This is a genomic window from Saonia flava (assembly GCF_011927795.1).
GTDB lineage: Bacteria > Bacteroidota > Bacteroidia > Flavobacteriales > Flavobacteriaceae > Saonia > Saonia flava.
The window spans coordinates 2,088,343-2,110,496 of sequence record NZ_JAATJJ010000001.1; the positions used below are offsets into that span (position 1 = coordinate 2,088,343).

At 37.1% G+C, this 22,154-nt stretch carries 21 protein-coding genes and 1 tRNA gene; 11 read left to right on the top strand and 11 right to left on the bottom strand.

Annotated features, from left to right (window positions below; genetic code table 11):
* Positions 1 to 176 precede the first annotated feature (176 nt).
* Together GGR42_RS09140 and GGR42_RS09145 are read right to left on the bottom strand one after the other, a co-directional pair.
* A tRNA-Ala gene (locus GGR42_RS09140) sits at positions 177 to 253 on the bottom strand.
* A gap of 54 nt (positions 254 to 307) precedes the next feature.
* Positions 308 to 1,105 (bottom strand): universal stress protein, encoded by a 798-nt coding sequence (locus GGR42_RS09145; protein WP_167963081.1) that lies wholly within the window; start codon positions 1,103 to 1,105, stop codon positions 308 to 310.
* A gap of 53 nt (positions 1,106 to 1,158) precedes the next feature.
* On the opposite strand from GGR42_RS09145, the gene GGR42_RS09150 reads away from it, so the two are divergent.
* From GGR42_RS09150 to GGR42_RS09180, 7 genes are all read left to right on the top strand, one after another.
* Positions 1,159 to 1,659, top strand: a complete 501-nt coding sequence (locus GGR42_RS09150; protein ID WP_167963083.1) for a GNAT family N-acetyltransferase — start codon at positions 1,159 to 1,161, stop codon at positions 1,657 to 1,659.
* An 11-nt stretch (positions 1,660 to 1,670) separates the two neighbouring features.
* A complete protein-coding gene (locus GGR42_RS09155) occupies positions 1,671 to 3,005 on the top strand; it encodes an MATE family efflux transporter (protein ID WP_167963085.1) in 1,335 nt (444 codons plus the stop codon).
* 21 nt (positions 3,006 to 3,026) lie between these two features.
* Entirely contained in the window at positions 3,027 to 3,794 is a 768-nt protein-coding gene (locus GGR42_RS09160) for an enoyl-CoA hydratase/isomerase family protein (RefSeq protein ID WP_167963087.1), read from the top strand.
* A gap of 163 nt (positions 3,795 to 3,957) precedes the next feature.
* Positions 3,958 to 4,827, top strand: a complete 870-nt coding sequence (locus GGR42_RS09165; RefSeq protein WP_167963089.1) for a LytR/AlgR family response regulator transcription factor — start codon at positions 3,958 to 3,960, stop codon at positions 4,825 to 4,827.
* Positions 4,828 to 4,842: 15 nt separating this feature from the next.
* Complete coding sequence (locus tag GGR42_RS09170; protein ID WP_245201421.1) at positions 4,843 to 6,036, top strand: acyltransferase family protein; 1,194 nt, start codon at positions 4,843 to 4,845, stop codon at positions 6,034 to 6,036.
* Positions 6,037 to 6,233: 197 nt separating this feature from the next.
* Positions 6,234 to 7,442 (top strand): PHP domain-containing protein, encoded by a 1,209-nt coding sequence (locus GGR42_RS09175; RefSeq protein WP_167963093.1) that lies wholly within the window; start codon positions 6,234 to 6,236, stop codon positions 7,440 to 7,442.
* 39 nt (positions 7,443 to 7,481) lie between these two features.
* Entirely contained in the window at positions 7,482 to 7,931 is a 450-nt protein-coding gene (locus GGR42_RS09180; RefSeq protein WP_167963095.1) for a 6-pyruvoyl trahydropterin synthase family protein, read from the top strand.
* 14 nt (positions 7,932 to 7,945) lie between these two features.
* Here the strand turns inward: GGR42_RS09180 and GGR42_RS09185 are convergent, their stop codons facing one another.
* Positions 7,946 to 9,580, bottom strand: a complete 1,635-nt coding sequence (locus GGR42_RS09185) for an N-acyl-D-amino-acid deacylase family protein (RefSeq protein ID WP_167963097.1) — start codon at positions 9,578 to 9,580, stop codon at positions 7,946 to 7,948.
* Positions 9,581 to 9,700: 120 nt separating this feature from the next.
* Here GGR42_RS09185 and GGR42_RS09190 point away from each other — a divergent pair, with 120 nt between their 5' ends.
* Positions 9,701 to 10,462: a UDP-2,3-diacylglucosamine diphosphatase gene (locus GGR42_RS09190; protein WP_167964435.1), complete on the top strand. Its 762-nt coding sequence runs from the start codon at positions 9,701 to 9,703 to the stop codon at positions 10,460 to 10,462.
* A gap of 264 nt (positions 10,463 to 10,726) precedes the next feature.
* Here GGR42_RS09190 and GGR42_RS09195 read toward each other — a convergent pair whose 3' ends face one another.
* From GGR42_RS09195 to GGR42_RS09210, 4 genes are all read right to left on the bottom strand, one after another.
* The gene (locus tag GGR42_RS09195; protein ID WP_167963099.1) at positions 10,727 to 11,995 is read right to left on the bottom strand and encodes an MFS transporter; all 1,269 of its coding nucleotides are present in this window, start codon (positions 11,993 to 11,995) and stop codon (positions 10,727 to 10,729) included.
* A 62-nt stretch (positions 11,996 to 12,057) separates the two neighbouring features.
* Positions 12,058 to 12,414, bottom strand: a complete 357-nt coding sequence (locus tag GGR42_RS09200) for a hypothetical protein (RefSeq protein WP_167963101.1) — start codon at positions 12,412 to 12,414, stop codon at positions 12,058 to 12,060.
* A gap of 5 nt (positions 12,415 to 12,419) precedes the next feature.
* Positions 12,420 to 12,974, bottom strand: a complete 555-nt coding sequence (locus GGR42_RS09205) for an FMN-binding protein (protein ID WP_167963103.1) — start codon at positions 12,972 to 12,974, stop codon at positions 12,420 to 12,422.
* Positions 12,958 to 13,884, bottom strand: coding sequence for a DUF6607 family protein (locus GGR42_RS09210; RefSeq protein ID WP_167963105.1), 927 nt, complete (start codon positions 13,882 to 13,884; stop codon positions 12,958 to 12,960). Before GGR42_RS09210 ends, GGR42_RS09205 begins: the two co-directional genes overlap by 17 nt.
* A 125-nt stretch (positions 13,885 to 14,009) precedes the next feature.
* Here GGR42_RS09210 and GGR42_RS09215 point away from each other — a divergent pair, with 125 nt between their 5' ends.
* Positions 14,010 to 16,139, top strand: a complete 2,130-nt coding sequence (locus tag GGR42_RS09215) for a TonB-dependent receptor plug domain-containing protein (protein ID WP_167963107.1) — start codon at positions 14,010 to 14,012, stop codon at positions 16,137 to 16,139.
* Between the two features lie 12 nt (positions 16,140 to 16,151).
* A complete protein-coding gene (locus tag GGR42_RS09220) occupies positions 16,152 to 17,570 on the top strand; it encodes an HmuY family protein (RefSeq protein ID WP_167963109.1) in 1,419 nt (472 codons plus the stop codon).
* A gap of 163 nt (positions 17,571 to 17,733) precedes the next feature.
* Here the strand turns inward: GGR42_RS09220 and recJ are convergent, their stop codons facing one another.
* Together recJ and GGR42_RS09230 are read right to left on the bottom strand one after the other, a co-directional pair.
* Positions 17,734 to 19,443 carry a single-stranded-DNA-specific exonuclease RecJ gene (gene recJ, locus GGR42_RS09225; protein WP_167963111.1) on the bottom strand — a complete coding sequence of 570 codons (1,710 nt, stop codon included), beginning with the start codon at positions 19,441 to 19,443 and terminating at the stop codon, positions 17,734 to 17,736.
* Between the two features lie 43 nt (positions 19,444 to 19,486).
* Positions 19,487 to 19,897: an OsmC family protein gene (locus GGR42_RS09230; protein ID WP_167963113.1), complete on the bottom strand. Its 411-nt coding sequence runs from the start codon at positions 19,895 to 19,897 to the stop codon at positions 19,487 to 19,489.
* Positions 19,898 to 19,952: 55 nt separating this feature from the next.
* On the opposite strand from GGR42_RS09230, the gene GGR42_RS09235 reads away from it, so the two are divergent.
* Positions 19,953 to 20,543, top strand: a complete 591-nt coding sequence (locus GGR42_RS09235) for a carboxymuconolactone decarboxylase family protein (protein WP_167963115.1) — start codon at positions 19,953 to 19,955, stop codon at positions 20,541 to 20,543.
* Between the two features lie 139 nt (positions 20,544 to 20,682).
* Here the strand turns inward: GGR42_RS09235 and rsmI are convergent, their stop codons facing one another.
* Both rsmI and GGR42_RS09245 read right to left on the bottom strand, forming a co-directional pair.
* Positions 20,683 to 21,354 carry a 16S rRNA (cytidine(1402)-2'-O)-methyltransferase gene (rsmI, locus tag GGR42_RS09240; RefSeq protein WP_167963127.1) on the bottom strand — a complete coding sequence of 224 codons (672 nt, stop codon included), beginning with the start codon at positions 21,352 to 21,354 and terminating at the stop codon, positions 20,683 to 20,685.
* A gap of 82 nt (positions 21,355 to 21,436) precedes the next feature.
* On the bottom strand, positions 21,437 to 22,123 hold the full coding sequence (locus GGR42_RS09245; protein WP_167963129.1) for a hypothetical protein: 687 nt from the start codon (positions 22,121 to 22,123) through the stop codon (positions 21,437 to 21,439).
* Positions 22,124 to 22,154 lie beyond the last annotated feature (31 nt).

Consider the following 22,154-nt stretch of genomic DNA (forward strand, 5'->3'; position numbering starts at 1 on the left):
ATTCAAGGGTATAATTATAGAAAATTGGGTCCCTAAAAATGATCTTTTTTTAGATGTCCTTTAAAAGAATGAAGCTTTTAATTCTTAATTAAAAATTGAGGTCAAAAAACCCAAAGACTGAGATATTTACAAAAAAAAGCTTCAAAAGTTAAAAACTCTTGAAGCCCTATAGAAATTGGTGGAGAATACCGGATTCGAACCGGTGACCTCTTGCCTGCCAGGCAAGCGCTCTAGCCAACTGAGCTAATCCCCCGCAGATGGGCAAAGAAACTGCTTTTTATATAAGTATCAAAATTAAATAACGATACTAGTCCTTTTTGGCCGGCAATACCAAAACTGGTATTTTAACAAAGAACTCTGATTTAGAAATAGTGCTCTTTTCCCATAGCTTTTTAAAGAACCCCCGTTTTCTTCTAAATACACATAATAAATCTGGCTGCTGTGCCTGAAAATGCTCTAAAACCCCTTGATAGGTAGTAGCATTTTCAGTAATGTACAAATTAGAACTTATGTCCATCAAAGCTGGATTTACTGTTAAATCATTATCCGAATATCCAGGTGTTTTTACCAATAGAAGATTAACTTTGGACTTAAATCTCCTCTTTATTATTTCTAATGGAATAAGAGTGCTTTTCCTTTTAACAATTCCAGATTTAAAAGCTGTTAATATGGTTTTAAAAGGAGAAAAAACAGTTCCTTTTGGCACTATTAATGTTGGGATGTTGGTTCTTTTAATAATAGGCCCAGAAGTATGGCCCAAGTAGAGTTCTTCTTTAATATCGTTACTTCTTGGGGCAATAATCAATAGATCTATCCCCAATTCCCTATCAATTTCTTTAAGACCATCAACTAATTCTCCATTATATGTGGCAATTTTTATTTCTACCTTACCTGCATCAACCTTATCTATAACTTCCCTAAGGTTGTCCATACTACTTTTGGAAACTTTATCCGCTATATTGCCTAAATTTCCAGCACCAACAGATACACTAAAAACATCCATCACATAAACTTGTGCGGAGAATTCTGCAGCAAAATTTACTGCATACTGCAAAGTCTCGTGCGCATTTGGAGAGGTACCTATAGGAACTAAAATATTTTTCATGTTATTATTTTATACGTTATATGATAAATTTACAATTAAATTAAATCCAATGTATGATAAGACATGCAAAGATATCGGAAATCCCCAATATTCTATCCCTATCAAAAGCATGTGCAGCTTATATGATTTCCAAGGGAATATACCAGTGGAATGAACACTACCCATCTGCACAAGCCTTTGAGAACGATATAAAAAGAAAAGAATTGTATGTTTTGGAAATTGATGCAGAAATTATTGGCATTATTGTGATTTCTACCTTTATGGATGAAGAATATATTCCCGTTAAATGGTTGACGACCAACCAGAACAATATATACATCCATAGATTGGGGGTTCATCCAAAATTACAAGGAAAAGGCTATGCACAACATATGATGACATTTGCAGAGAATTATGCCAAAGAACATAGTTTTACTTCTGTAAGATTAGATACTTTTAGTCAAAATAAAAGAAATCAAAGGTTTTATGAAGCCAGGGGCTATCAAAAGTTGGGTGACATTTTTTTTCCCAAGCAAAGTGAGCATCCTTTTCATTGTTACGAACTTGTTCTATAGAAAACATTTTTTTGAAAAATAAAATCAATTTTAAAAGCATTAACAATTTAGCCCTACCCGCCACTATTGCAGGGATAGCCGAGCCCATTTTGTCCATAACAGATACCGCCATTGTTGGGAATATTCCCGAAAATGGATTAGAATCATTGGCCGCCGCGGGCATCGTTGGCTCTTTTCTATCCATGATGATATGGGTTTTGGGACAAACCAGAAGCGCCATTTCTGCCATTATATCCCAATATTTAGGTGCAGGAAAAATTGAGGAGGTAAAAAACCTGCCTGCACAGGCCATCTTTTTTAATTTAGGCCTTAGTGTCGTTGTATTGCTTTCTACCATTTTTATTATAGAGGACATTTTTAGGCTTTTTGAAGCTACAGGCAAAATATTGGAATATTGCGTGTCCTACTACTCTATTAGGGTATGGGGATTTCCTTTAACACTTTTTACTTTTGCGGTCTTTGGAATCTTTAGAGGCTTGCAAAATACTTTTTGGCCCATGCTTGTTGCAATTATTGGAGCAATACTAAATATTGTACTAGACTTTATTTTGGTCTATGGAATAGAAGGATTAATAAGCCCCCTTTATTTGGAAGGAGCGGCATGGGCAAGTTTAATTTCCCAAGGGGTTATGGCCCTAATTGTTTTTGTTCTTCTAATTAAAAAAACAAATATCAGTTTAAAAATTACTTTTCCCCTGCATGAAGAATTAGGTAGGTTGGCCTTAATGAGTTTAAACCTTTTTGTACGGGCATTGGCGCTAAATGTTGCGCTTATTTTAGCCGTTAGGGAAGCTACCTCTCTGGGAGACCAATATATTGGCGCACATACCATCGCTACCAACATATGGCTCTTCGCCGCTTTTTTTATTGATGGTTATGGGGCCGCAGGTAACATTATGGGGGGAAAACTTCTGGGAGCCAAAGATTATAATGGGCTATGGAAATTGGCAAAAAAAACAATGCTATACGGAGTCTTGGTTAGTATGGTTCTAATGATTTTGGGCTTCGTCTTTTATCACCCAATAGGACGTTTGTTTTCCCAAGAAACTATAGTCCTGCAGACTTTTTATTCTATTTTCTTTATTCTATTGTTGGGCTTGCCCATGAACAGTATCGCTTTTGTTTTTGACGGGCTTTTTAAAGGTTTGGGAGAAATGAAATATTTAAGAAATGTATTGCTCTCGGCCAGCTTTTTAGGATTTATTCCTGTACTTTATTTGGGAAAATACTTTGGGTGGGGCATTTATGGTATTTGGATGGCATTTACCGTATGGATGCTTATCCGAGGTGGTGCCCTGGTCTGGAAGTTTAGACGAAAGTTTCGCCCTCTATTGCAAAAGACTTAATTTTGGTCAAAACAAAAACTCATGGGAACCAATAGGCCAAACGGAAGCTTATATACCAACATAAAAAACAGAATTGCAACTGTAGAATTTGGACATCCTGCCAGCAATTCTTTTGTTTCCGAACTTCTGGAAAGATTGACTGCCGAGTTGAATAAATTATCTGAAAATAAAGACGTGTCCCTTATTGTTTTAAAATCTGAAGGTGATAGAGCTTTTTGTGCGGGTGCTTCTTTTGATGAATTAGTGGCCATTTCTAACCTAAGTGAAGGAAAAGCCTTTTTTAGTGGTTTCGCCAATGTTATAAATGCCATGAGAACTTGCGCCCAACCTATTGTGGGGCGAATACAAGGAAGGGCCGTTGGTGGTGGTGTAGGTTTGGTTGCCGCATGTGATTATGTGTATGCCACTGAGGATGCATCTGTAAAACTATCAGAACTAACAATTGGAATTGCACCTTTGGTAATTGCGCCGGCTGTGGAGCGAAAAATCGGAAAGGATGGATTGGGAGAACTTGCCTTGGCTCCTACAGAATGGAAAAATGCCTACTGGTCAAAGGAAAAGGGATTGTTCTCCAAAGTGTACGGAAGCATAAATGAAATGGATAAGGAACTTGATATTTTTACTGGGAAATTGGCAGCATATAACCCTGATGCTTTAGCTGAAATGAAAAAAGTACTTTGGGAAGGAACTGAACATTGGAAGAAATTACTGGAAGATCGTGCAGAAATGTCAGGAAAATTAGCACTTTCTCCTAATACCAAAGCTGCTTTAGAGAAATTTAAAAAATAATAATTTTACTACACTATCGTTTTGTCTATCTAACATAATAACATGAATATTCTAGACTTCTTAAACGGAGATTTAATCTTTCCCATACTTGCCCTCTTTGTTGTAGCTATTTATTTTATAAACAGAATAAGAAAGAACAGAAGGTATAAAAGATAGATTATCAATGGGTTGGGGGAAAAAAATAACGGCATTTTTAAAACAACCTTATCCTTTTTATTATGGAGGCAAGAATTTCCTTTTGTTCAACCTTCTTGTATTTTTATTGGCCTTAGCATTCAATTATTTAATTGAACCCTTTAATGTCTATGTCCCGGAACATAAGATGGATTATTTTTGGATAAGCCTTATTCATTCTTTTACTCCAATAGTTGTCGCCTTTCTTTTGCTTCCTTTTCTTTGGAACCCTAAAAATGAAGAAAACTGGAACTTGGGAAAGGAAGCTTTCCTTTTAGCCATCTTTCTGTTTTTAATTGGATTAATTCAATTTCTTATCAGGGATATAATTTATGATAACCCCAATAATTGGTCGTGGAGGTATTTTTTTGAAGAAATAAGAAACACTTTCTTGGTGGGTATTTTTATGCTGAGTATCCTATTGCCCTGGAACCATAACAGGTTAAACCGGAAAAATAGTAGAAAAGCACAAGAGCTTGGCATTGTGAATTCGTTTGAAAAACAGAAACAATCACCAATCTCCATAAAAACCCAATTGAAAGGGGATGACTTTGATTTGAACGTGGCTGATTTTCTTTTTGCCAAGGCCGAAGGAAATTATGTAGAACTTCATGTAAAAACAGAGACATCAACTAACAAACTTTTAAAACGAATTTCCATTAAAGAATTGGAATCCCAATTAAATTCCATTCCCCATATCTTTAGAACACACAGGTCCTATTTGGTCAACCTTCTTTTTATTGCAAGTATTTCTGGGAATGCCCAAGGATATCGTTTAAAACTAAGAGATTCCGAAGAAATGATTTCTGTTTCCAGGAACATGATCTCCAAGTTTGAAAATCAACTAAAAGTTATTTAAACCATTTCTTGTTATTTGTCCCAAAAGCTTGCTGTCCGTCACAAGCTTCTCTTTTCATGGCATATAGCCCTTACATTTGAACAAAAATATAAAGGCATGCGCAGGCACGATTTAGATTGGTTACGGGTTTTGGTATTTGGGTTACTTATTTTTTATCATGTGGGAATGTTCTTTGTCCCTTGGGGTTTTCATATAAAGAACAATATTATTTATGATTGGCTTATATACCCCATGCTATTTGTAAATCAATGGCGACTTCCCATTCTCTTTGTGATTTCTGGTATGGGCACCTTTTATGCTTTGAACAAAAGAACAGGAAAGCAATTTGCGTTGGAGCGCATCATTAGATTGTATATTCCATTAACAGTGGGTATGCTACTTATTGTCCCCCCACAGGTATATATAGAACGCTTAGTAAACAATCAATTCTTAGGGAATTATTTTGAATTTTGGCCTTCCATGGCTTTCAATGGTATTTATCCTGAAGGGAACTTTAGTTGGCACCATCTTTGGTTTTTGCCCTATTTGTTGATATTCTCCTTGCTTTTAATCCCTGTTTTCCTCTATTTAAAAAAGCATCCTGCAAATAAATTTATAGTATGGATCAATAAATTGGCCACAAAACCTTTTGGTCTCTTTTGGTTGATCATTCCCTTGTATTTGTGCGAAGCATTTTTAGAGCCCTTCTTTAATGTTACCCATGCCCTAATTGATGATTGGTTCAATTTTACCAGCTCAATGATTCTTTTCTTTTACGGTTTTTTACTGATTTCAGTTAAAGCAACCTTTTGGAAAACTGTGGAACAATATCGCAAATGGTATCTCATTGCTGGGCTGGTGGGCTTTTCAATTTTAATGACCATTATTTTTGGTTTTGAAGACTCTACTGTTATTCATTTTACAGAAGCTCTTGTGAAGGTTTTTAATATTTGGGCCTGGATTATGACCCTCTTTGGCTATGCCTCCAAACACCTAAACAAACCAAGCAAAACATTGTCCTATGCCAATGAAGCGGTTTATCCATTTTATATTATGCACCAAACCATTATGATAATCATTGGGTACTATCTTATGGATTTAAATTGGGGGTTCGTTCCAAAGTTTAGCATCATGATTTTGGGAACTTTTTTAGGGTCATGGCTTATTTATGAGTTTTTAATCCGAAGATGGAAATTGATACGTCCTTTGTTTGGGTTAAAGATGAAATGAAATATAAACTAAGTTTCTACAATCAGGATAGAATGGCCTCTCTACTTCTGTAGTTCATACTACATGTAACAAATTGATTAAAAAGGAGTAGAAAGTTTTTAACAATTGTAATTTTTAAAAATATCAAGAACCCTTATCCTCCGAATTGCAGTACCTTTTCCTTAATTTTATCACACAACTATCCAACCTATATAAAAATGAAAAATATAGCTTTTATAATTTCACTAATATTCAGTTTCATTATTGTTAGCTGTGGAGATAACCAGAAAAATCCAGAAAAGGAAGTTGAAAAAAAATGGTACAAGGGAAATCTCCATACCCACTCTTTTTGGAGCGATGGTGACGAGTTTCCCGAAACTATTTTAGATTGGTACAAATCCAACAACTATCAATTCATATCCCTTTCTGATCACAATACTATTTCAATGGACGAAAAATGGATCCAGGTCCGTGAGGATTCCATATATCAAAATAGCTTTAAAAAATATTTGGATACTTATGGGAAAGATTGGGTAGATTACAAAATTGACTCTGGAAAAATAAACGTAAAACTAAAAACTTATGCTGAGTATAGCAATCTATTTGAAAAGCCGGGAGAGTTTTTGGTAATTCACTCCGAAGAAATAACTGATAAATATGAGGATAAGCACATTCATATGAACGCCACCAACATTCAACAAAAAATTAGTCCACAGGGTGGTAATAGTGTTGCGGAAGTACTTCAAAATAACATAGATCAAGTACTAAACCAACGTAAGGAAACCGGTGTTCCAATTATGCCACATATAAATCACCCGAATTTTTATTACGGAGTTAGCTTGGAAGACATGATCAAGCTTAATGGGGAACGGTTTTTTGAAGTCTACAATGGACATCCTATGGTACATAATATGGGCGATTCCACCCATATATCCACTGAAGAAATGTGGGACCTTATCAATATTTCCTATATAGAGAGCAAAAAGCCCATTATGTATGGACTGGCAACAGATGATTCACACAATTATCATAAAATGGGCCGTGAATGGAGTAACTCTGGCAGGGGCTGGGTAATGGTACAAGCAGATACCTTATCTGCTCCTGCTCTAATTAATGCTATGGAAAATGGGGATTTTTATTCCACTACAGGGGTTATACTGAAAAACTTGAAATATGATGCCAGCAGCATTTCTGTAGAAATAGAAGCTGAAACAGGAATCTCCTATAAGATAGCATTCTATGGATGTCTTAAAGGCGAAACAACCATAAAAGAGTTGGCATCCTATGAAGATACTTCCGCAAAATTTGAAATAACCGATGATTTACTCTTTGTTAGAAGTAAAATTACTTCTAACAAACTCCAGGAGAACCCTATAGAAAATATAAAATACGAAACCGCTTGGACGCAACCCTTCCTTAACCAATAATTTAAAAGAATCCCTACCTTTGCTTCGCAAATTACTCTTATGGGCACTATTAGGATTACCAAACAATTTACTTTCGAAACAGGCCACGCACTATACGGTTATGACGGAAAATGTAAAAATGTACATGGCCATAGCTATAAGCTTTCCGTAACTGTTATTGGAAAACCCATTGCCGATACCTCTGACGTAAAATTGGGAATGGTCATCGATTTTGGCGACCTAAAAAAGATTGTGGAAGAAGAAGTTGTAGACCCTTTTGACCATGCAACGGTATTCAATAAAAACACCCCACATGTGGATTTGGCTAAAGAGTTGACAGATCGGGGCCATAAAGTAATTTTGGCCGATTACCAACCCACCAGTGAAAATATGGTGATAGATTTTGCTACAAAAATAAAAGCCAGATTGCCCAAAGAAATACAGTTACACTCCATAAAACTAAGAGAAACAGAAACCGCCTATGCAGAATGGCATGCTGCTGATAATTAAAATTTGATAAAGGATTACTTAGTAGCCCCAGGACCTTTTACAAATCTTCCTGCATTTGTTCCGGTGTGTTCCCCATTCTTTAGAACGGCCATGCCATTTACCCAAACATATTCCACCCCAACGGCGTATTGGTGGGGTTTTTCAAAAGTTGCTTTATCGTTTACTATCAAAGGGTCAAAAATGACAACATCCGCAAAATAATTCTCTTTCAACAACCCTCTGTCCTTAATTTTTAGGTTATTGGCGGGAAAAGACGTCAATCTTCTAATACCCTCTTCCAAAGGGAAAAGTTTTTTATCTCTGCTAAAAAGTCCCAAAACTCTAATGAATGAACCATACGCACGTGGATGTGTACTTTGATTTAGAAATACTCCTTCTGTACTATAAGAACCGGCATCCGAACAAAAGCTCATCCAAGGTTGTTGAATTTTTTTGTCAATATTATCTTCGGACATTGAAAAATAGACCACTTGTATTCGACTTTGGTCTTTTAGAATAAGTTCAACAATGGCTTCATCTTCTGGCAAGTTCATTTCCTTTGCCACTTCGTCCAAGCGTTTTCCCAAAAACTTACGTAATTCCGGGTTTTTAAAGCCCACGAACAATACTCCATGTGCTGGAACCCTCCAATAAATCTCTTTTATTGCTTTTTCCTTTTTCAACGGGTCTCTCAACCGCTCCAACATATTTTCAACCCCTCCTTCACGCACCCATTCCGGTAACATAACATGAAGTCCCGTTGAACTTGCGTTATAGGTATACATATCGGCAGTAATCTCCAAGCCTTTACTTCTGGCATTGTCTATCATAGTGAAAACAGTATCTAATTTTGGCCAATTGTCTTCACTAGAGGCTTTAAGATGGTATATTTCTGCCCTTATATCCGCTTCTTTGGCAATGCTTAAAACCTCATCAACAGATTCTATGAGCTCATTTCCTTCACTTCTTATATGGGAAATATACATTCCGTCATAGGCACTTGCCACTTTTGACAACTCTATCAATTCTTCCGTATCCGAATGCATACTTGGAGCATATAACAAGGAAGATGAAACGCCTACGGCTCCCTCCTCCATGGCCTTGGCCAAAAGAGCTTTCATTTGTTCTAGCTCTTGGGGGGTGGGTTTTCTATTGTCATACCCCAAAACATGTCTTCGTAAGGTGCCATTACCTACAAATGAAGTAACATTGGTAGAAACGCCTTTTTCCTCCAAATGTGATAAATATTCACCAAGTGTGGTCCATGGAACATCAAATTTTATTTCTTGCTGACCGTTTAACATATCCTTCTTCATTTCTTCGTTCAACGGCCCCATGGAACTCCCTTCTCCCATAACCAAAAGGGTAACCCCTTGTCTAATGTCGCCTTGAGACCTGCCATCCTCTAACAAGCTTATATTCGCCCAACTCAACATATTAATAAATCCTGGAGAGACAGCCTTTCCTGTAGCATCTATCTCGTTTTGTCCATTGCCCTTTACATCTCCCACAGCAAAAATTCTATCATTTTTTATAGCCACATCACCCACATATGGCTTATCTCCAGTGCCATCATAAATAGTTCCGTTTCTAATAACTGTATCGTACTGTGGTGAGTTATTACATGAAAGAATAAAAGCAGCGACTATAAGAGAAACAAAAAACTTCATACCATATATTTTAGAGGAGTTTAAATTTATAAAATATCCCATGGAAAATGATGGTTAGCACATATTATGTGGTTCTATTCTCGCTAATCTTTAACTATATTTGTTTGATAAATGAAGAACATTACCCTTCCAACAGGTAAAAAAGTGTATTTCGCCAGTGACAACCACTTGGGAGCTCCCACAATGGAGCAAAGCCTTCCCAGAGAGAAAAAATTTGTGGCTTGGTTAGACAAAATAAAAGAAGATGCAGGTGTAATTTTCTTGATGGGAGACCTTTTTGATTTTTGGTTTGAATATAAAACCGTAGTTCCAAAAGGGTTTACTAGAACATTGGGGAAATTGGCAGAATTATCGGATGTTGGGATACCAATTTACTATTTTGTTGGCAATCATGATCTTTGGATGAATGGGTATTTTGAGGAAGAATTGAATATCCCCGTTTTTCATGAGCCACAACAATTTAGAATAAACAACACTTCATTTTTTATTGGCCATGGCGATGGTCTTGGACCTGGAGACAAGGGCTTTAAACGAATGAAAAAAGTTTTTACAAATCCATTCTCCAAGTGGTTATTTAGATGGCTACATCCAGATTTAGGGGTAAAATTGGGACAGTATCTTTCAGTAAAAAACAAATTGATTTCGGGTGATGAGGACATTAAGTTTTTGGGTGAAGAAAACGAATGGTTGGTGCAATATGCCAAAAGAAAGCTGGAAGACCTGCATTATGATTATTTTATTTTTGGACATCGCCATTTACCTTTGGAGATTGACCTCAACGAAAAATCTAAATATATAAATCTAGGGGATTGGATTATCCATTACACCTATGCCGTTTTTGATGGAAATACCTTAAATCTTAAAAAGAACAAAATAGAATAAGAGTTTCCACTATCTATTTTGGCTCCCAAAAGGCATAGTTTCATTGTAAACATATTGTAATCCTTTTCTTACAACATATTTTGTGGGGTTCACAACAATAGTTTCCAAAATATTTAGTGCACTTATATATTTACACTGTTGTTAAGTTTTAGTGAAGACCCAAATCTTTAAATTACCTACAAAAAATCAAGCCCCGCCTACGGGGCTTTTTTTATTCAAAATTTTATGATTATTAGCCCTAACTATAAAAAGCAAGGTTCAATCCTATATATCCGCCTCATGTTCTTCCAAATCTTTGGTTAAATCCAGTTTTCTAAAACTAGGAGAGGCAATACTGGTAAGTCCCACTGTAAATAATGTCATAGCACCACCAAAAACTACGGCAGTTACAGTGCCCATCCATTTAGCGGTAAATCCACTTTCAAAAGCACCCAATTCATTGGAAGAGCCAACAAACATGGAATTTACAGAGGCTACCCGGCCCCGCATATGGTCTGGAGTTTTCAATTGTAAAATGGTCTGGCGAATTATCATGGAAACCCCATCTACTGCACCACTTATAAACAAGGCCATAACGGATATCCAAAAGGAAGTGGAAAGCCCAAAAACAATGATACACACACCAAACCCAAAAATAGCCCACAACAGCTTTTTACCCGCATGTCTATGTAGTGGAAAATAGGCAGAACCCAACATGGTAATGCTGGCTCCCACCGCAGGGGCAGCCCTTAATACACCAAATCCTTGGGAACCCACATGTAAAATATCTTGCGCAAAAATTGGTAGTAGTGCTACAGCCCCCCCAAAAAGGACAGCAACCATATCCAAGGTCAATGCCCCAAAAACAGCTTTGGTATTAAAAACAAATTTTAATCCCTCCTTTAAGCTGTTCATCACTGGCTCGCCTAGTTTTGGGTTTAAAATAGGCTTTTTTGAAATTCTGAAAAGCGCAATAAGAGCAATGAGCGAAAAGGTAAATACCAAACACATTGACCAATGGACTCCTATCCAACTAATGGAAAAACCTGCCAATGCTGGTCCAACTACCGAGGCCACTTGCCAAGTGGAACTACTCCAAGTAGCGGCATTGGGATATATTTTTTTAGGAACAATTAGTGCAACCAAGGAAAAAATTGTAGGTCCAATAAAAGAACGGACAAAACCGCCCAAAAACACAAGAAAATAAATACCGTACAAAATACTTTTTGATGGAACTCCATTTATAATCTCTGGCCAACTCAATAAGAACAGTCCAAAACTAATGACCGAAAATCCCAAAATACATTTTACCAAAAGGCTTCGTTTCTCCTTTTGGTCCACTACATGCCCAGCAAAAAGCGCCATGGAAACTGCTGGGATAACTTCCATAAGTCCAATTATTCCCAATGAAAGAGGGTCTTTGGTCATGGAATACACCTGCCATTCTATTACAATAAATTGCATGGACCAAGCAAAGACCATAGCAAAACGGACAAGTAAAAAAATATTGAACTCCTTATATCGTAAGGCAGCATATGGGTCTTTAGCGCTCATTTCGCAAGAAAATAAAGGCACAAAGGTATTCTTTATTGCCCAAAAATGATACTGAAAAAGGGCTAACTACCCACAATATCCCCCAAATAATTATCTAGATTTATTTGGAATAAGGTCCCTTCAATCAAATCTTGGATTGCCTGAAGCTCTTTGTAGCTAACTGCCAAAGTAATTTGGGGGGCTGGAGTATCTAAAAGCAATGCTCTACAACCTTCATCTTGGGTACATTGGCCACAAAGTCCACTTTCCCCTTTAGTGCATTTAATGTTTTTGGAAAACTGAACCAATTCTTCTTTGGATAATAAAAGACCTGTGTCCCTAAAAACCACTTGCACCTTTTTATAATGTTTGGCAGTACCTCTCCTCCATTGAAAAGCCACTCCAAAATTATTGCTATAAATATGATCAATATCGTTCATAGGATTTACAAAAGTTCATTTTCTTTGAGCACTTTAAGTGTTTTTAATACATTATCTGTGGCACGAGTCATACTATTTGCAGAAATAGTAGCTCCAGCAATACCATCTATAGTTTCCTCATAAACAACGGAATCCATAATGGATAATCCTATGAATTGTTTTAGCCAACGTTGGCTACCAATCTGCAAACCATAATCCTCACGATAGATAAGTACTTTTGATTTTTTTATGGTCAAGTCAGGATTAAAAAGAATCACATAGTCAAACACTTTTTTCATACTTGGGGCTTCCCCAACATAGATATAGCCAACAAACTCCTTGGCTGAATGGACCTTAAAAAGATTGTCTCCTCCCAATTCCGCTTTTGTATCCCTATTTATTCTATCTGAAACTTTTATGGGATCCAAATTGTAGGCTTCAATGGCATAAGTTGTCTTAATGGCGCTATCTACCTTTTTTTGAAGACGTGGTGGAAACTGAACCTTTACAAACGAGAATAAAAGTATGGTCGTACTTATTATGACGACCGTACCAAGTACTGTTTTATTTCCCCTCAACATGGGCAGTTGTCTTTTTCTCAATAAATTTTTGCAGCACCCCATTTATATCTTCCTGGTTACCACTTTCTTTTTCCAAAGATGAAAGGTGCATAAACAAAGGCTTTTCATCCACTGCTTTCTTTAGGGTTAAATCCCCTTCCCTATCATAGACTTTATCCCATGAAGTGCGTACTTTTGCCCAGAAATCACCATGCTTTGCCCACCATTCTTTGGCAACAGCACACTCTTCATCTGGCACTTTTTTATAAATATTGTATCCTTTTTCTTGTGCCAATAAAACATCTTCCGTTCCATCCTCTCTAATAATTTTGTCATTATCCTGTTCATGAACCCAGCCAAAATTTGTTATTTCTTGTCTGTTTCCTCTAAACATAACATTATAATCACTGCGTTTACTATACTCTCTTCTTGGTAACGGTGCGCTGGATTTATTTTCCCAATAGTGTTTTCCATCCGCATGAATCCAAGTAGCAGAGCCGGCATACCTTGGACTATCCTCCGTTTGGTACACTTTCTGTGTCCACTGTCCTTTTATCTCTTTCGCGGGAACTGTCTTAAATACCCAATTGTTGTCCTTATCGTAATGAAACACTTTCTGGTCTTCATACAACCAATCCTGCCTCCAGTGCTTAATCACCATGGTATCTCTAAGTACCAATAAATGTTGGATAGAAAGTTTGTTGTCCTCATCTTCTATTAGCAAAGCAAGTTCATGGGCAGAAGCCGTATAATCATGGTGCTGTTCATAATCAATTTCTGGTGCAAAAGTTTCAGTGTACTTAAAAGTAATGTCATAACAGCCACACATTGCCTTAATGGCTTCAATGTCCTGCTGTTTTTTGCCTTCTTGTGCAATTCCTCCAAACATTATCAACACTAATAATGCTGTTATGGGCTTAAATGTTTTCATAATGATTCTTTTAAAGTTGATGGATAAAATTCTTTGACAAAAATATTAAATTTATTTAGATTGATTAAAAATAACTAATATATTTGTTGAAAATTATTTTTATTAAGATTTAGTCTAAATAATAAATGAAGGCAAAACTATTCTCTTTAACCTTTTTGTTTCCCTTTTTTTTCTTTGCCCAAGAGATTGAAAGTCATATTGACAGTATTCCTGCATTAAATAATTTGGATGAAGTAGTTGTTACGGGACAAATAAACAAGAAAAGTGTAGATAAGTCTATTTTCGAGGTTAAGGTCATTAAACAGGAAACAATAGAGCTTCTTGGCGGAAGCACCTTGGCAGATGTATTAAATCAATCTCTAAATATTACCATACAACCCAATCCTTCAACCGGAAAAAGTAATGTGAGCCTTTTTGGCCTTGATGGGCAATACTTTAAAATATTAGTGGATAATATTCCCTTGATCAATGATGAAGGTTTGGGTAACAACACCGATTTAACCCAAATAAATCTTGATGACATTGAGCAAATAGAAATAGTGGAAGGCTCCATGGGTGTCCAGTACGGCTCCAACGCCGTTTCTGGTATTATAAATATTATTACTAAAAAGGAATCCCAACATAAGTGGGAAATAACGCCATATATACAAGAAGAAACCCTTGGTAGTGAATATGGCTTTTTTGATAAAGGCCGCCACATACAATCCTTAAAAATTGGAAATCAGATTTCTAAAAATTGGTACATTAATGCAGGGTTTACACATAATGATTTTACAGGTTTTTCCAATGAACAACTTGGCCAGCACCATCCTTTAAACGATGGAAAAAGAGGGTTTGAGTGGTTGCCGAAAGAACAATATTCCGGAAAAGGATTATTACGATATGCCACAAAGAACTTTCAAGGGTTTTACCGATTGGAATATTTTGATGAAACAATAGAGCGGTACGATTCCATTGTAAGAGAGAACTACAATTCCGCTACACAGACCACCAATCCCACAGCTACGGACGAAATTTTTACATCAACCAGGCTATACCACCATGCAAACATAGTAGGGCAGGTATTTGGACAATTAAACTATGACATCTCTGCATCTTATCAGCAACAAAAAAGAAATATTGAGCAGTACAATTATCGCATTAATGCAAGAGAAAAATTTGATATAAATAAACAGGAATACGAATCCCGAAAGGGACTTTATTCCAGGGGCACTTTTACCAACTTTTTTACAACGGATAAACTTGATTTTCAACTTGGATACGAGCTAAGCAATATTAAAGGGTATTCTTCTGCCCTAGCGGGCAGTTTTGATGGTGACAATATTGAAAGACGATTGGAATCATACGATGCCTTTGCCACAGCAGAAATTCCCATTGGAAAAAAATTATCTGTCCAACCCGGAACAAGATTAATGCTTTCGTCCCAATTTGATGCCCAAATGGCCCATTCTTTAAGTGTGCGTTATGTTCTTAAAAATAATTATCAATTACGTGCTGTTGTAGGTAGTTCCCCCCGAAACCCCAACTACCATGAGCTTTTCACCTACTTTGTGGACGTTAACCATGATGTACGAGGAAACATAAATGTAAAACCAGAACGTGGGTTTTCTTCCTTTTTGCACCTTAAGAAAACATTTTTTTCAGAGGACCTTTCTTGGCAGCTCAACAGTAAACTTTCCACATGGTATCTAAAAGTAGATGATCGCATAGAGCTAACCATTGTAAATCCAAGCCCCTTGGCCTACCAATATAACAATATAGACCTCTATAAAACTTGGGGCCTTTCATTTACCAACGGGCTTTCATATGATAATCTGCAATTCAATGTGGGGTTGTCCTTTTCTGGACAAAGCAAAGTGCTGGAAAGTGATGGCGCCTATAACGACGATTATCTATATGCATTACAGGCCAATACCAATTTGGCATATTCCCTGCCCAAAATCAATACAGTTTTCTCCTTGTTCTTTAAGTACAATGGACCTGAATATCAATTTCTATTGGATAATGAGGGAGATGTCAACAACTTCATTAGGGTTAAACAGGACGGGTATAGCTGGGCGGATGCATCGATCAAAAAAACATTTATGGACAAAAAAGTGCACTTGACCCTAGGGGCAAGGAACTTGTTCAATATTACAAGAATAAATAGACAGACAAGTCTCGGGGGAGAAATACATTCTTCCGCCAACAATGGGCTCCTTTTAGGATATGGAAGGTCCTATTTTGTAAAATTTTTATATAAACTAAATATCTAAAAATCAATTTTTATGAAAAATCCAATCCCTTATTTACTAATATTTACTCTCCTTTTCATTGGGGTTAGCTGTAGTAGCGATGATGAAACCGTTCCAGAGACATTGGTTGTTGCATTTGAAAATCCATCTTTAAGTTTTGATACTGTTGACACCCAAAAAGAAATAACTTTGGTGTTTTCTGCCACAACATTGGAAAGTGGCACCGTAACCATAAATTATACTACTGAAAATGCGACCTATGGTGATACGGAAGATTTCACCACATCTCCATCTGGCGCATCAGGTTCAATTGTGGTTGATATTGCCGAATCAACTAACAGCACATCATTTACATTTAACAAATTAAAAGATGCCATTGAGGGCACTACAAAATTGGTTACTTTCAGTATAGCTTCCATTAGTATTCCAGATGCTATATCCAATGGAAATACTCAATTACAGATCAGTTTTGCCGAGACTGCAGCCACCGCCGGTAGTTTTGCTCCAGAAGTGGGTGGTCCAAATGAGCCTAACCAGGTATATGTAGATTTAAGTTCTTTAACACAATCCTCTGCCAATCGTGCAAGTTGGGATTTAGGGTTCCATAGTGGAGATGAATATAGAGTAACACTAAACGGATCCATTTTTATGGCTGCCGCTAAATTGGAAGCTACAGATATAGATGCCGTAACACCGGAGGATGTTGCCGAATTACAGCCACAAGTTGCTGTTGGCACTTTTGATGCCGCAAATACAGCCTACGTAGATGGGGTTACAGGTGAGATAACAACTACTGCAATTGCTGAGATTTCGGAAACAGACGAAGACAACACTGTTTATTTATTGAACCTTGGGTTTGAAGTGGGAACTGATACTCCTGATATAGGCAGTGTAGATATAAGCGATGATCCACGTGGATGGAAAAAAATAAGAATACTTCGTAGTGGTACGGATTATGTATTACAATATGCTGATTTAGATGCATCGGAACATACGGAAGTAACCGTTTCTAAAAATACGGGATACCACTTTAGCCATTTTAGCTTTGATACGGAAAAAATAGTATCTGTACAACCAGCAAGTGATAAGTGGGATATGAATTTTACAGTTTTTACCAATGAAATACCTGGTTTTGGTTCTTATGGGTATTCAGATTTCATTGCGACAAATAGTCTTTCGGGAGTTGGAGCATATCAAGTAGAGGCCGCAACAATAGCCTATGCAGACTTCACTTTATCCAGCGTGGAAGAAGCTTCTTTTGTAACCGAGGCACGTGCCATTGGAAGTGGTTGGAGAAATGGTGGTGGTCCAGGCACTCTTCCTTCCATTAAGGATGATATTTATTATGTTCTAAAAGATGCTGATGGAAATATCTATAAAATTCGTTTTACTGCTCTTGTTAATGAAAGTGGGGAAAGAGGTTATCCAGAGTTTGAGTTTGAACTTTTATAATAAACTAGGTAGGGATTTTAAACGCCCTATTTAGCACTCTTTAGGTTTATACTAGTTTTGCGGAAGGCCGTTTTCTAATGAAAACGGCCTTTTTAATTAATTCTTCGTGTTTTTATTGATGTTTTGTGGTTATCACATGATTAATATTGATTAAGAAAAGAGCCTATTTTATGTCTTTTATCCTTAATTGAAGGCTTATTTTACCATTCCACTCATTTTCATCCAAAACATAAGCCGCACTAAAGGGTTTTTTATTGACCACTAAATTTATTTTGTTTCCAAGGTTAAAACCAATGGCATCTATAGACCTATTGACTCCTCTTGATGTGACATCATTACTTGGCCTTACTTTACATTTTAAATGTTTGTCGTCTTCGCCAACACATTTTGCATATCCAGTGTCCTGTAGATTATCCGTCATAAAAACCGGTGCCATATTGCCAGGACCAAAAGGAGCAAACTGATTTAAAATCCGCATAAGTTTGGGTGTAATCTGATTTAATTCCAACTGGGCATCAATCTTTATTTCTGGTGTCAACAAGCTTGTATCAATAGTTTCTGAAACCACTTTTTCAAATTGCTTTTTAAAACCCGAATATTGTTCCTCCAATAAGGTAAGTCCAGCTGCATATTTATGCCCTCCAAACTGTTCAATATACTCTGCACAACCTTCTAGGGCATTGTACACATCAAAACCCTTTACAGATCTTGCCGACGCAGCCAATTTTTCACCACTTTTAGTAAAAACCAAAGTAGGTCTGTAGTAGGTTTCTGTTAAACGGGAGGCCACAATCCCTATGACACCTTTATGCCAACTTTCTTTATAAACAACCGTTGTGAACCCTATTTCTTCATCATTTTCAAGAATCTGTGCAAATGCCTCTTGGGTAATCTCTTTATCCAGTCCTCTTCTATCCGTATTGAACTCTTCTATTTGTTTGGCAAAAATCTCAGCTTGGTCAAAATCTGTTTCCGTTAATAAATTTACAGCATGTTGGCCATGTTCAATTCTCCCTGCGGCATTTATTCTTGGAGCTATAATAAAGACAACATCGGTAATGGTGAGCTCTCTCTTTTTGATTTGATTTATGATGGCCTGTATCCCTATCCTTGGATTACTATTTATTACCTTAAGTCCATAATAGGCCAAAACCCTGTTTTCGCCAGTCATTGGGACAATATCCGCGGCAATGGCCGTTGCAACCAAATCCAAGTACGGAATTAAATCATCAATGGTTTGTCCTTTCTTAGCTGCCAAAGCTTGTACCAATTTAAAACCTACCCCACAACCGCAAAGTTCATCATAAGGGTAAGAACAATCATCCCTTTTAGGGTCCAATACAGCAACGGCATTGGGTAATTGGTTCCCCGGCCTGTGATGGTCGCAAATAATGAAATCTATTCCCTTTTCACTGGCGTAAGCCACTTTTTCAATGGCTTTTACCCCACAATCCAGTGCAATAATGAGAGAAAAAACATTGTCCTCTGCAAAATCTATTCCCTTAAATGAAATTCCGTACCCTTCATCATACCTGTCAGGGATATAGGTCGCCACATTGGGATACTCCTCCAAAAGATAAGAAGAAACCAACGCCACAGATGTGGTGCCATCGACATCGTAGTCCCCATAGACAAGAATATTTTCTCCATTTTCAATAGCCCTTTCTATTCTATTGACCGCAACATCCATATCTTTCATTAGAAATGGGTCGTATAAATCTGCTAATTGGGGTCTAAAAAAAGCTTTTGCCTCTTCATATGTGGAAATTCCTCTTTGTAAAAGCAAATGCGCCACCAAACCATCCACTTGCAAGGCTTGGGCTAGTTGATCTATTTGTTGTTGTTCTGGTTTAGGCTTAAGTGTCCAGCGCATATTTAATTTCCATTATTATTGCTCCACTTGCAATGACTTCATTTTACTTATGGTGAAAAATCACTTTAGTTTCCATTTTGGCGAACTGACGAAACATTTCAAAAACACCACAATATTTATCCACTGATAGGTTCACGGCTCTTTGTAAACGCTCCTCATTTAAATTACTTCCATAAAAATGGTATTCCACCACTACCGCATCATAATGTTTGGGGTGTTCCTCTGTCATATTGGCAATTGTGTCTATCTTAAAAGTATCCACTTCCAATTTCATTTTTTTTATCAATGAGGCAACATCCAGCCCAGAACATCCAGCCAATGCAGAAAGCATCAAAGATTTTGGTCTTAGACCGTCACTTTCCTCCTTATCCTCAATTTTAAATGTATTCCCAGAGGTATTGGTGCTTTCAAAAGCCATCCCACCCAACCATTTGGTGGTAATATGATTTGTCATAGTCTCTTTTTTTTGTTTCTTGTAGGGCGTAAAAATACAATAAAAAGACAGCACTATGCCATTGGTACAACCACTAGACCCCGACCATGATTCCAAAACAAAACAACTGGCTGAATTCTTTAATGAAACCCTGGGTTTTTGTCCCAATTCAGTGCTTACTATGCAATATAGACCAGCTATCTCCAAGGCTTTTATTAATTTAAATATGGCCGTTATGGCCAATGAGGGCAGGGTAACCTCCGCTTTAAAAAGAATGATTGCCTGGGTAAGCAGCAATGCCACAGGGTGCCGTTATTGCCAAGCGCATGCCATACGTGCCGCAGAACGCTACGGAGCAGAGCAGGAGCAACTGGATAATATTTGGGAATATAGGACACACCCTGCTTTTTCAGAAGCGGAACGTGCCGCACTCGATTTCTCTTTGGCAGCTTCACAAATTCCCAATGCGGTGGATGAAAACATTAAATCCAGACTTTATGAACATTGGAACGAAGGCGAAATTGTAGAAATGCTAGGGGTAATCTCCCTTTTTGGCTATCTAAACCGTTGGAACGATTCCATGGGAACCTCCATTGAAAATGGAGCAGTGGAAAGTGGGAAACAGTATTTAGGGAAACATGGCTGGGAGAAGGGCAAGCATATTTAGTTTTTTTAATTTACCACTCCTCCCTTTACCAGAATTGTTGCTTTTTTACAATAAAACATTAGGTTTTCCTACGTTTAATAACAGGTTTAGTTCCATCCATAAATCTCATTTTCAATATTTTAATAAAAAACAGATGAAACTATTTCTTCCCCCCAACCACAATGACAATCTCTCCTTTTGGAGGGTTTTTGGTATAGTATTCCAAAACTTCAGCAGCAGTTCCGCGTACAGTTTCTTCATAAAGCTTGGTAAGTTCCCTAGATACTGAAACAGGCCTGTCCTCCCCAAAATATTCCACAAATTGAGTCAAGGTTTTTAACAACTTGTGCGGAGATTCATAAATAATAATTGTTCTTGGCTCTTCTGCCAAGAACTTCAACCGAGTTTGTCTTCCCTTCTTAACTGGTAAAAAACCCTCAAAGACAAATTTATCATTTGGGAGGCCACTATTCACCAAAGCAGGGACAAAGGCAGTTGCTCCAGGCAAACACTCCACATCAATATTGTTTTCCAAACAAGCACGTGTCAATAAAAATCCAGGATCGGAGATCGCAGGTGTGCCTGCGTCGGAAATTAAAGCAATTTGTTCTCCAGACAAAATTCTCTTTACAATGTTATCCACCGTTTTATGCTCATTATGCATATGATGGGAGTGCATATGTGTCTCTATGCCGTAATGCTGTAATAATTTTGCACTTGTTCTAGTGTCTTCAGCCAATATTAAATCCACTTCCTTTAAAACCCTTATGGCCCTAAAAGTAATGTCCTCTAAATTTCCAATGGGTGTAGGCACCAAATATAATTTTCCCATACAACTAAGTAAATATTAAAAATAAGGAACCGAAAGCTGACACATCAACTTTCGGTCTATATTTTCATGTCTTTTGAATATTTCAGCTAAACTTTCTTGTAATCAAGGCTATAAAGCGATCTTCTACTTCTTCCTTTCCAGCCCAATTATCATATTCTGGCTTTACTAGATTATTAATAAAAGAAATAGAACGTTCTTCGGTGTCAATTGTATTTAATTGGGACAGTACCCTGTTATAATCTTCTGTACTATCATTGAACAAATGTTTAATGAATGCCAACTTATCATTTAATCCCACCTGCATATCTTTAATTAATCTATCGTTCAAAGATTTTGGTTTGGATACTACTTTTTGTTCTGTCTTGGCTTCTGGCATAAAAAGCTCCTTGTCATTTTTCATTAAATTGGGAGTCGCCAAAAAATCTGCAATAGCATCCTTGGATTCAGAATCATTGGGCATTTCTGACACCATGTGCTTTATGGTATCCATCCCTGGGACCATTATATCCTCATCATGTGGATTGTTTTCCGGAACAGATGTGTTTTCGTTCATAACGGCATTTGCCATTTTCTCAAACTTACTGGCCACCACATTGTTGGATACATCAATTTCTATATCATTTAGTTTTTCATCTATAAACTTAAGCACAGCCAATTTCTCATAAAGACCCTTGGCAGCCTCATATAATTCTGGGATTTCCTTTAAGTTCCTTGAGGTGATAATATCGGTGGACATTTTCACCAATTCCTCTTTCAATTTTCTTTTCATTCTTTTTTATTTTCCCTTATTCTTTAAAGGT

Coding starts and splice junctions, on each gene's coding strand:
- GGR42_RS09145 (WP_167963081.1), bottom strand. CDS start 1,105: ATGAAAAATATTTTAGTTCCTATAGGTACCTCTCCAAATGCGCACGAG.
- GGR42_RS09150 (WP_167963083.1), top strand. CDS start 1,159: ATGATAAGACATGCAAAGATATCGGAAATCCCCAATATTCTATCCCTA.
- GGR42_RS09160 (WP_167963087.1), top strand. CDS start 3,027: ATGGGAACCAATAGGCCAAACGGAAGCTTATATACCAACATAAAAAAC.
- GGR42_RS09165 (WP_167963089.1), top strand. CDS start 3,958: ATGGGTTGGGGGAAAAAAATAACGGCATTTTTAAAACAACCTTATCCT.
- GGR42_RS09175 (WP_167963093.1), top strand. CDS start 6,234: ATGAAAAATATAGCTTTTATAATTTCACTAATATTCAGTTTCATTATT.
- GGR42_RS09180 (WP_167963095.1), top strand. CDS start 7,482: ATGGGCACTATTAGGATTACCAAACAATTTACTTTCGAAACAGGCCAC.
- GGR42_RS09185 (WP_167963097.1), bottom strand. CDS start 9,580: ATGAAGTTTTTTGTTTCTCTTATAGTCGCTGCTTTTATTCTTTCATGT.
- GGR42_RS09195 (WP_167963099.1), bottom strand. CDS start 11,995: ATGAGCGCTAAAGACCCATATGCTGCCTTACGATATAAGGAGTTCAAT.
- GGR42_RS09200 (WP_167963101.1), bottom strand. CDS start 12,414: ATGAACGATATTGATCATATTTATAGCAATAATTTTGGAGTGGCTTTT.
- GGR42_RS09205 (WP_167963103.1), bottom strand. CDS start 12,974: ATGTTGAGGGGAAATAAAACAGTACTTGGTACGGTCGTCATAATAAGT.
- GGR42_RS09210 (WP_167963105.1), bottom strand. CDS start 13,884: ATGAAAACATTTAAGCCCATAACAGCATTATTAGTGTTGATAATGTTT.
- GGR42_RS09215 (WP_167963107.1), top strand. CDS start 14,010: ATGAAGGCAAAACTATTCTCTTTAACCTTTTTGTTTCCCTTTTTTTTC.
- GGR42_RS09220 (WP_167963109.1), top strand. CDS start 16,152: ATGAAAAATCCAATCCCTTATTTACTAATATTTACTCTCCTTTTCATT.
- recJ (WP_167963111.1), bottom strand. CDS start 19,443: ATGCGCTGGACACTTAAGCCTAAACCAGAACAACAACAAATAGATCAA.
- GGR42_RS09230 (WP_167963113.1), bottom strand. CDS start 19,897: ATGACAAATCATATTACCACCAAATGGTTGGGTGGGATGGCTTTTGAA.
- GGR42_RS09235 (WP_167963115.1), top strand. CDS start 19,953: ATGCCATTGGTACAACCACTAGACCCCGACCATGATTCCAAAACAAAA.
- rsmI (WP_167963127.1), bottom strand. CDS start 21,354: ATGGGAAAATTATATTTGGTGCCTACACCCATTGGAAATTTAGAGGAC.
- GGR42_RS09245 (WP_167963129.1), bottom strand. CDS start 22,123: ATGAAAAGAAAATTGAAAGAGGAATTGGTGAAAATGTCCACCGATATT.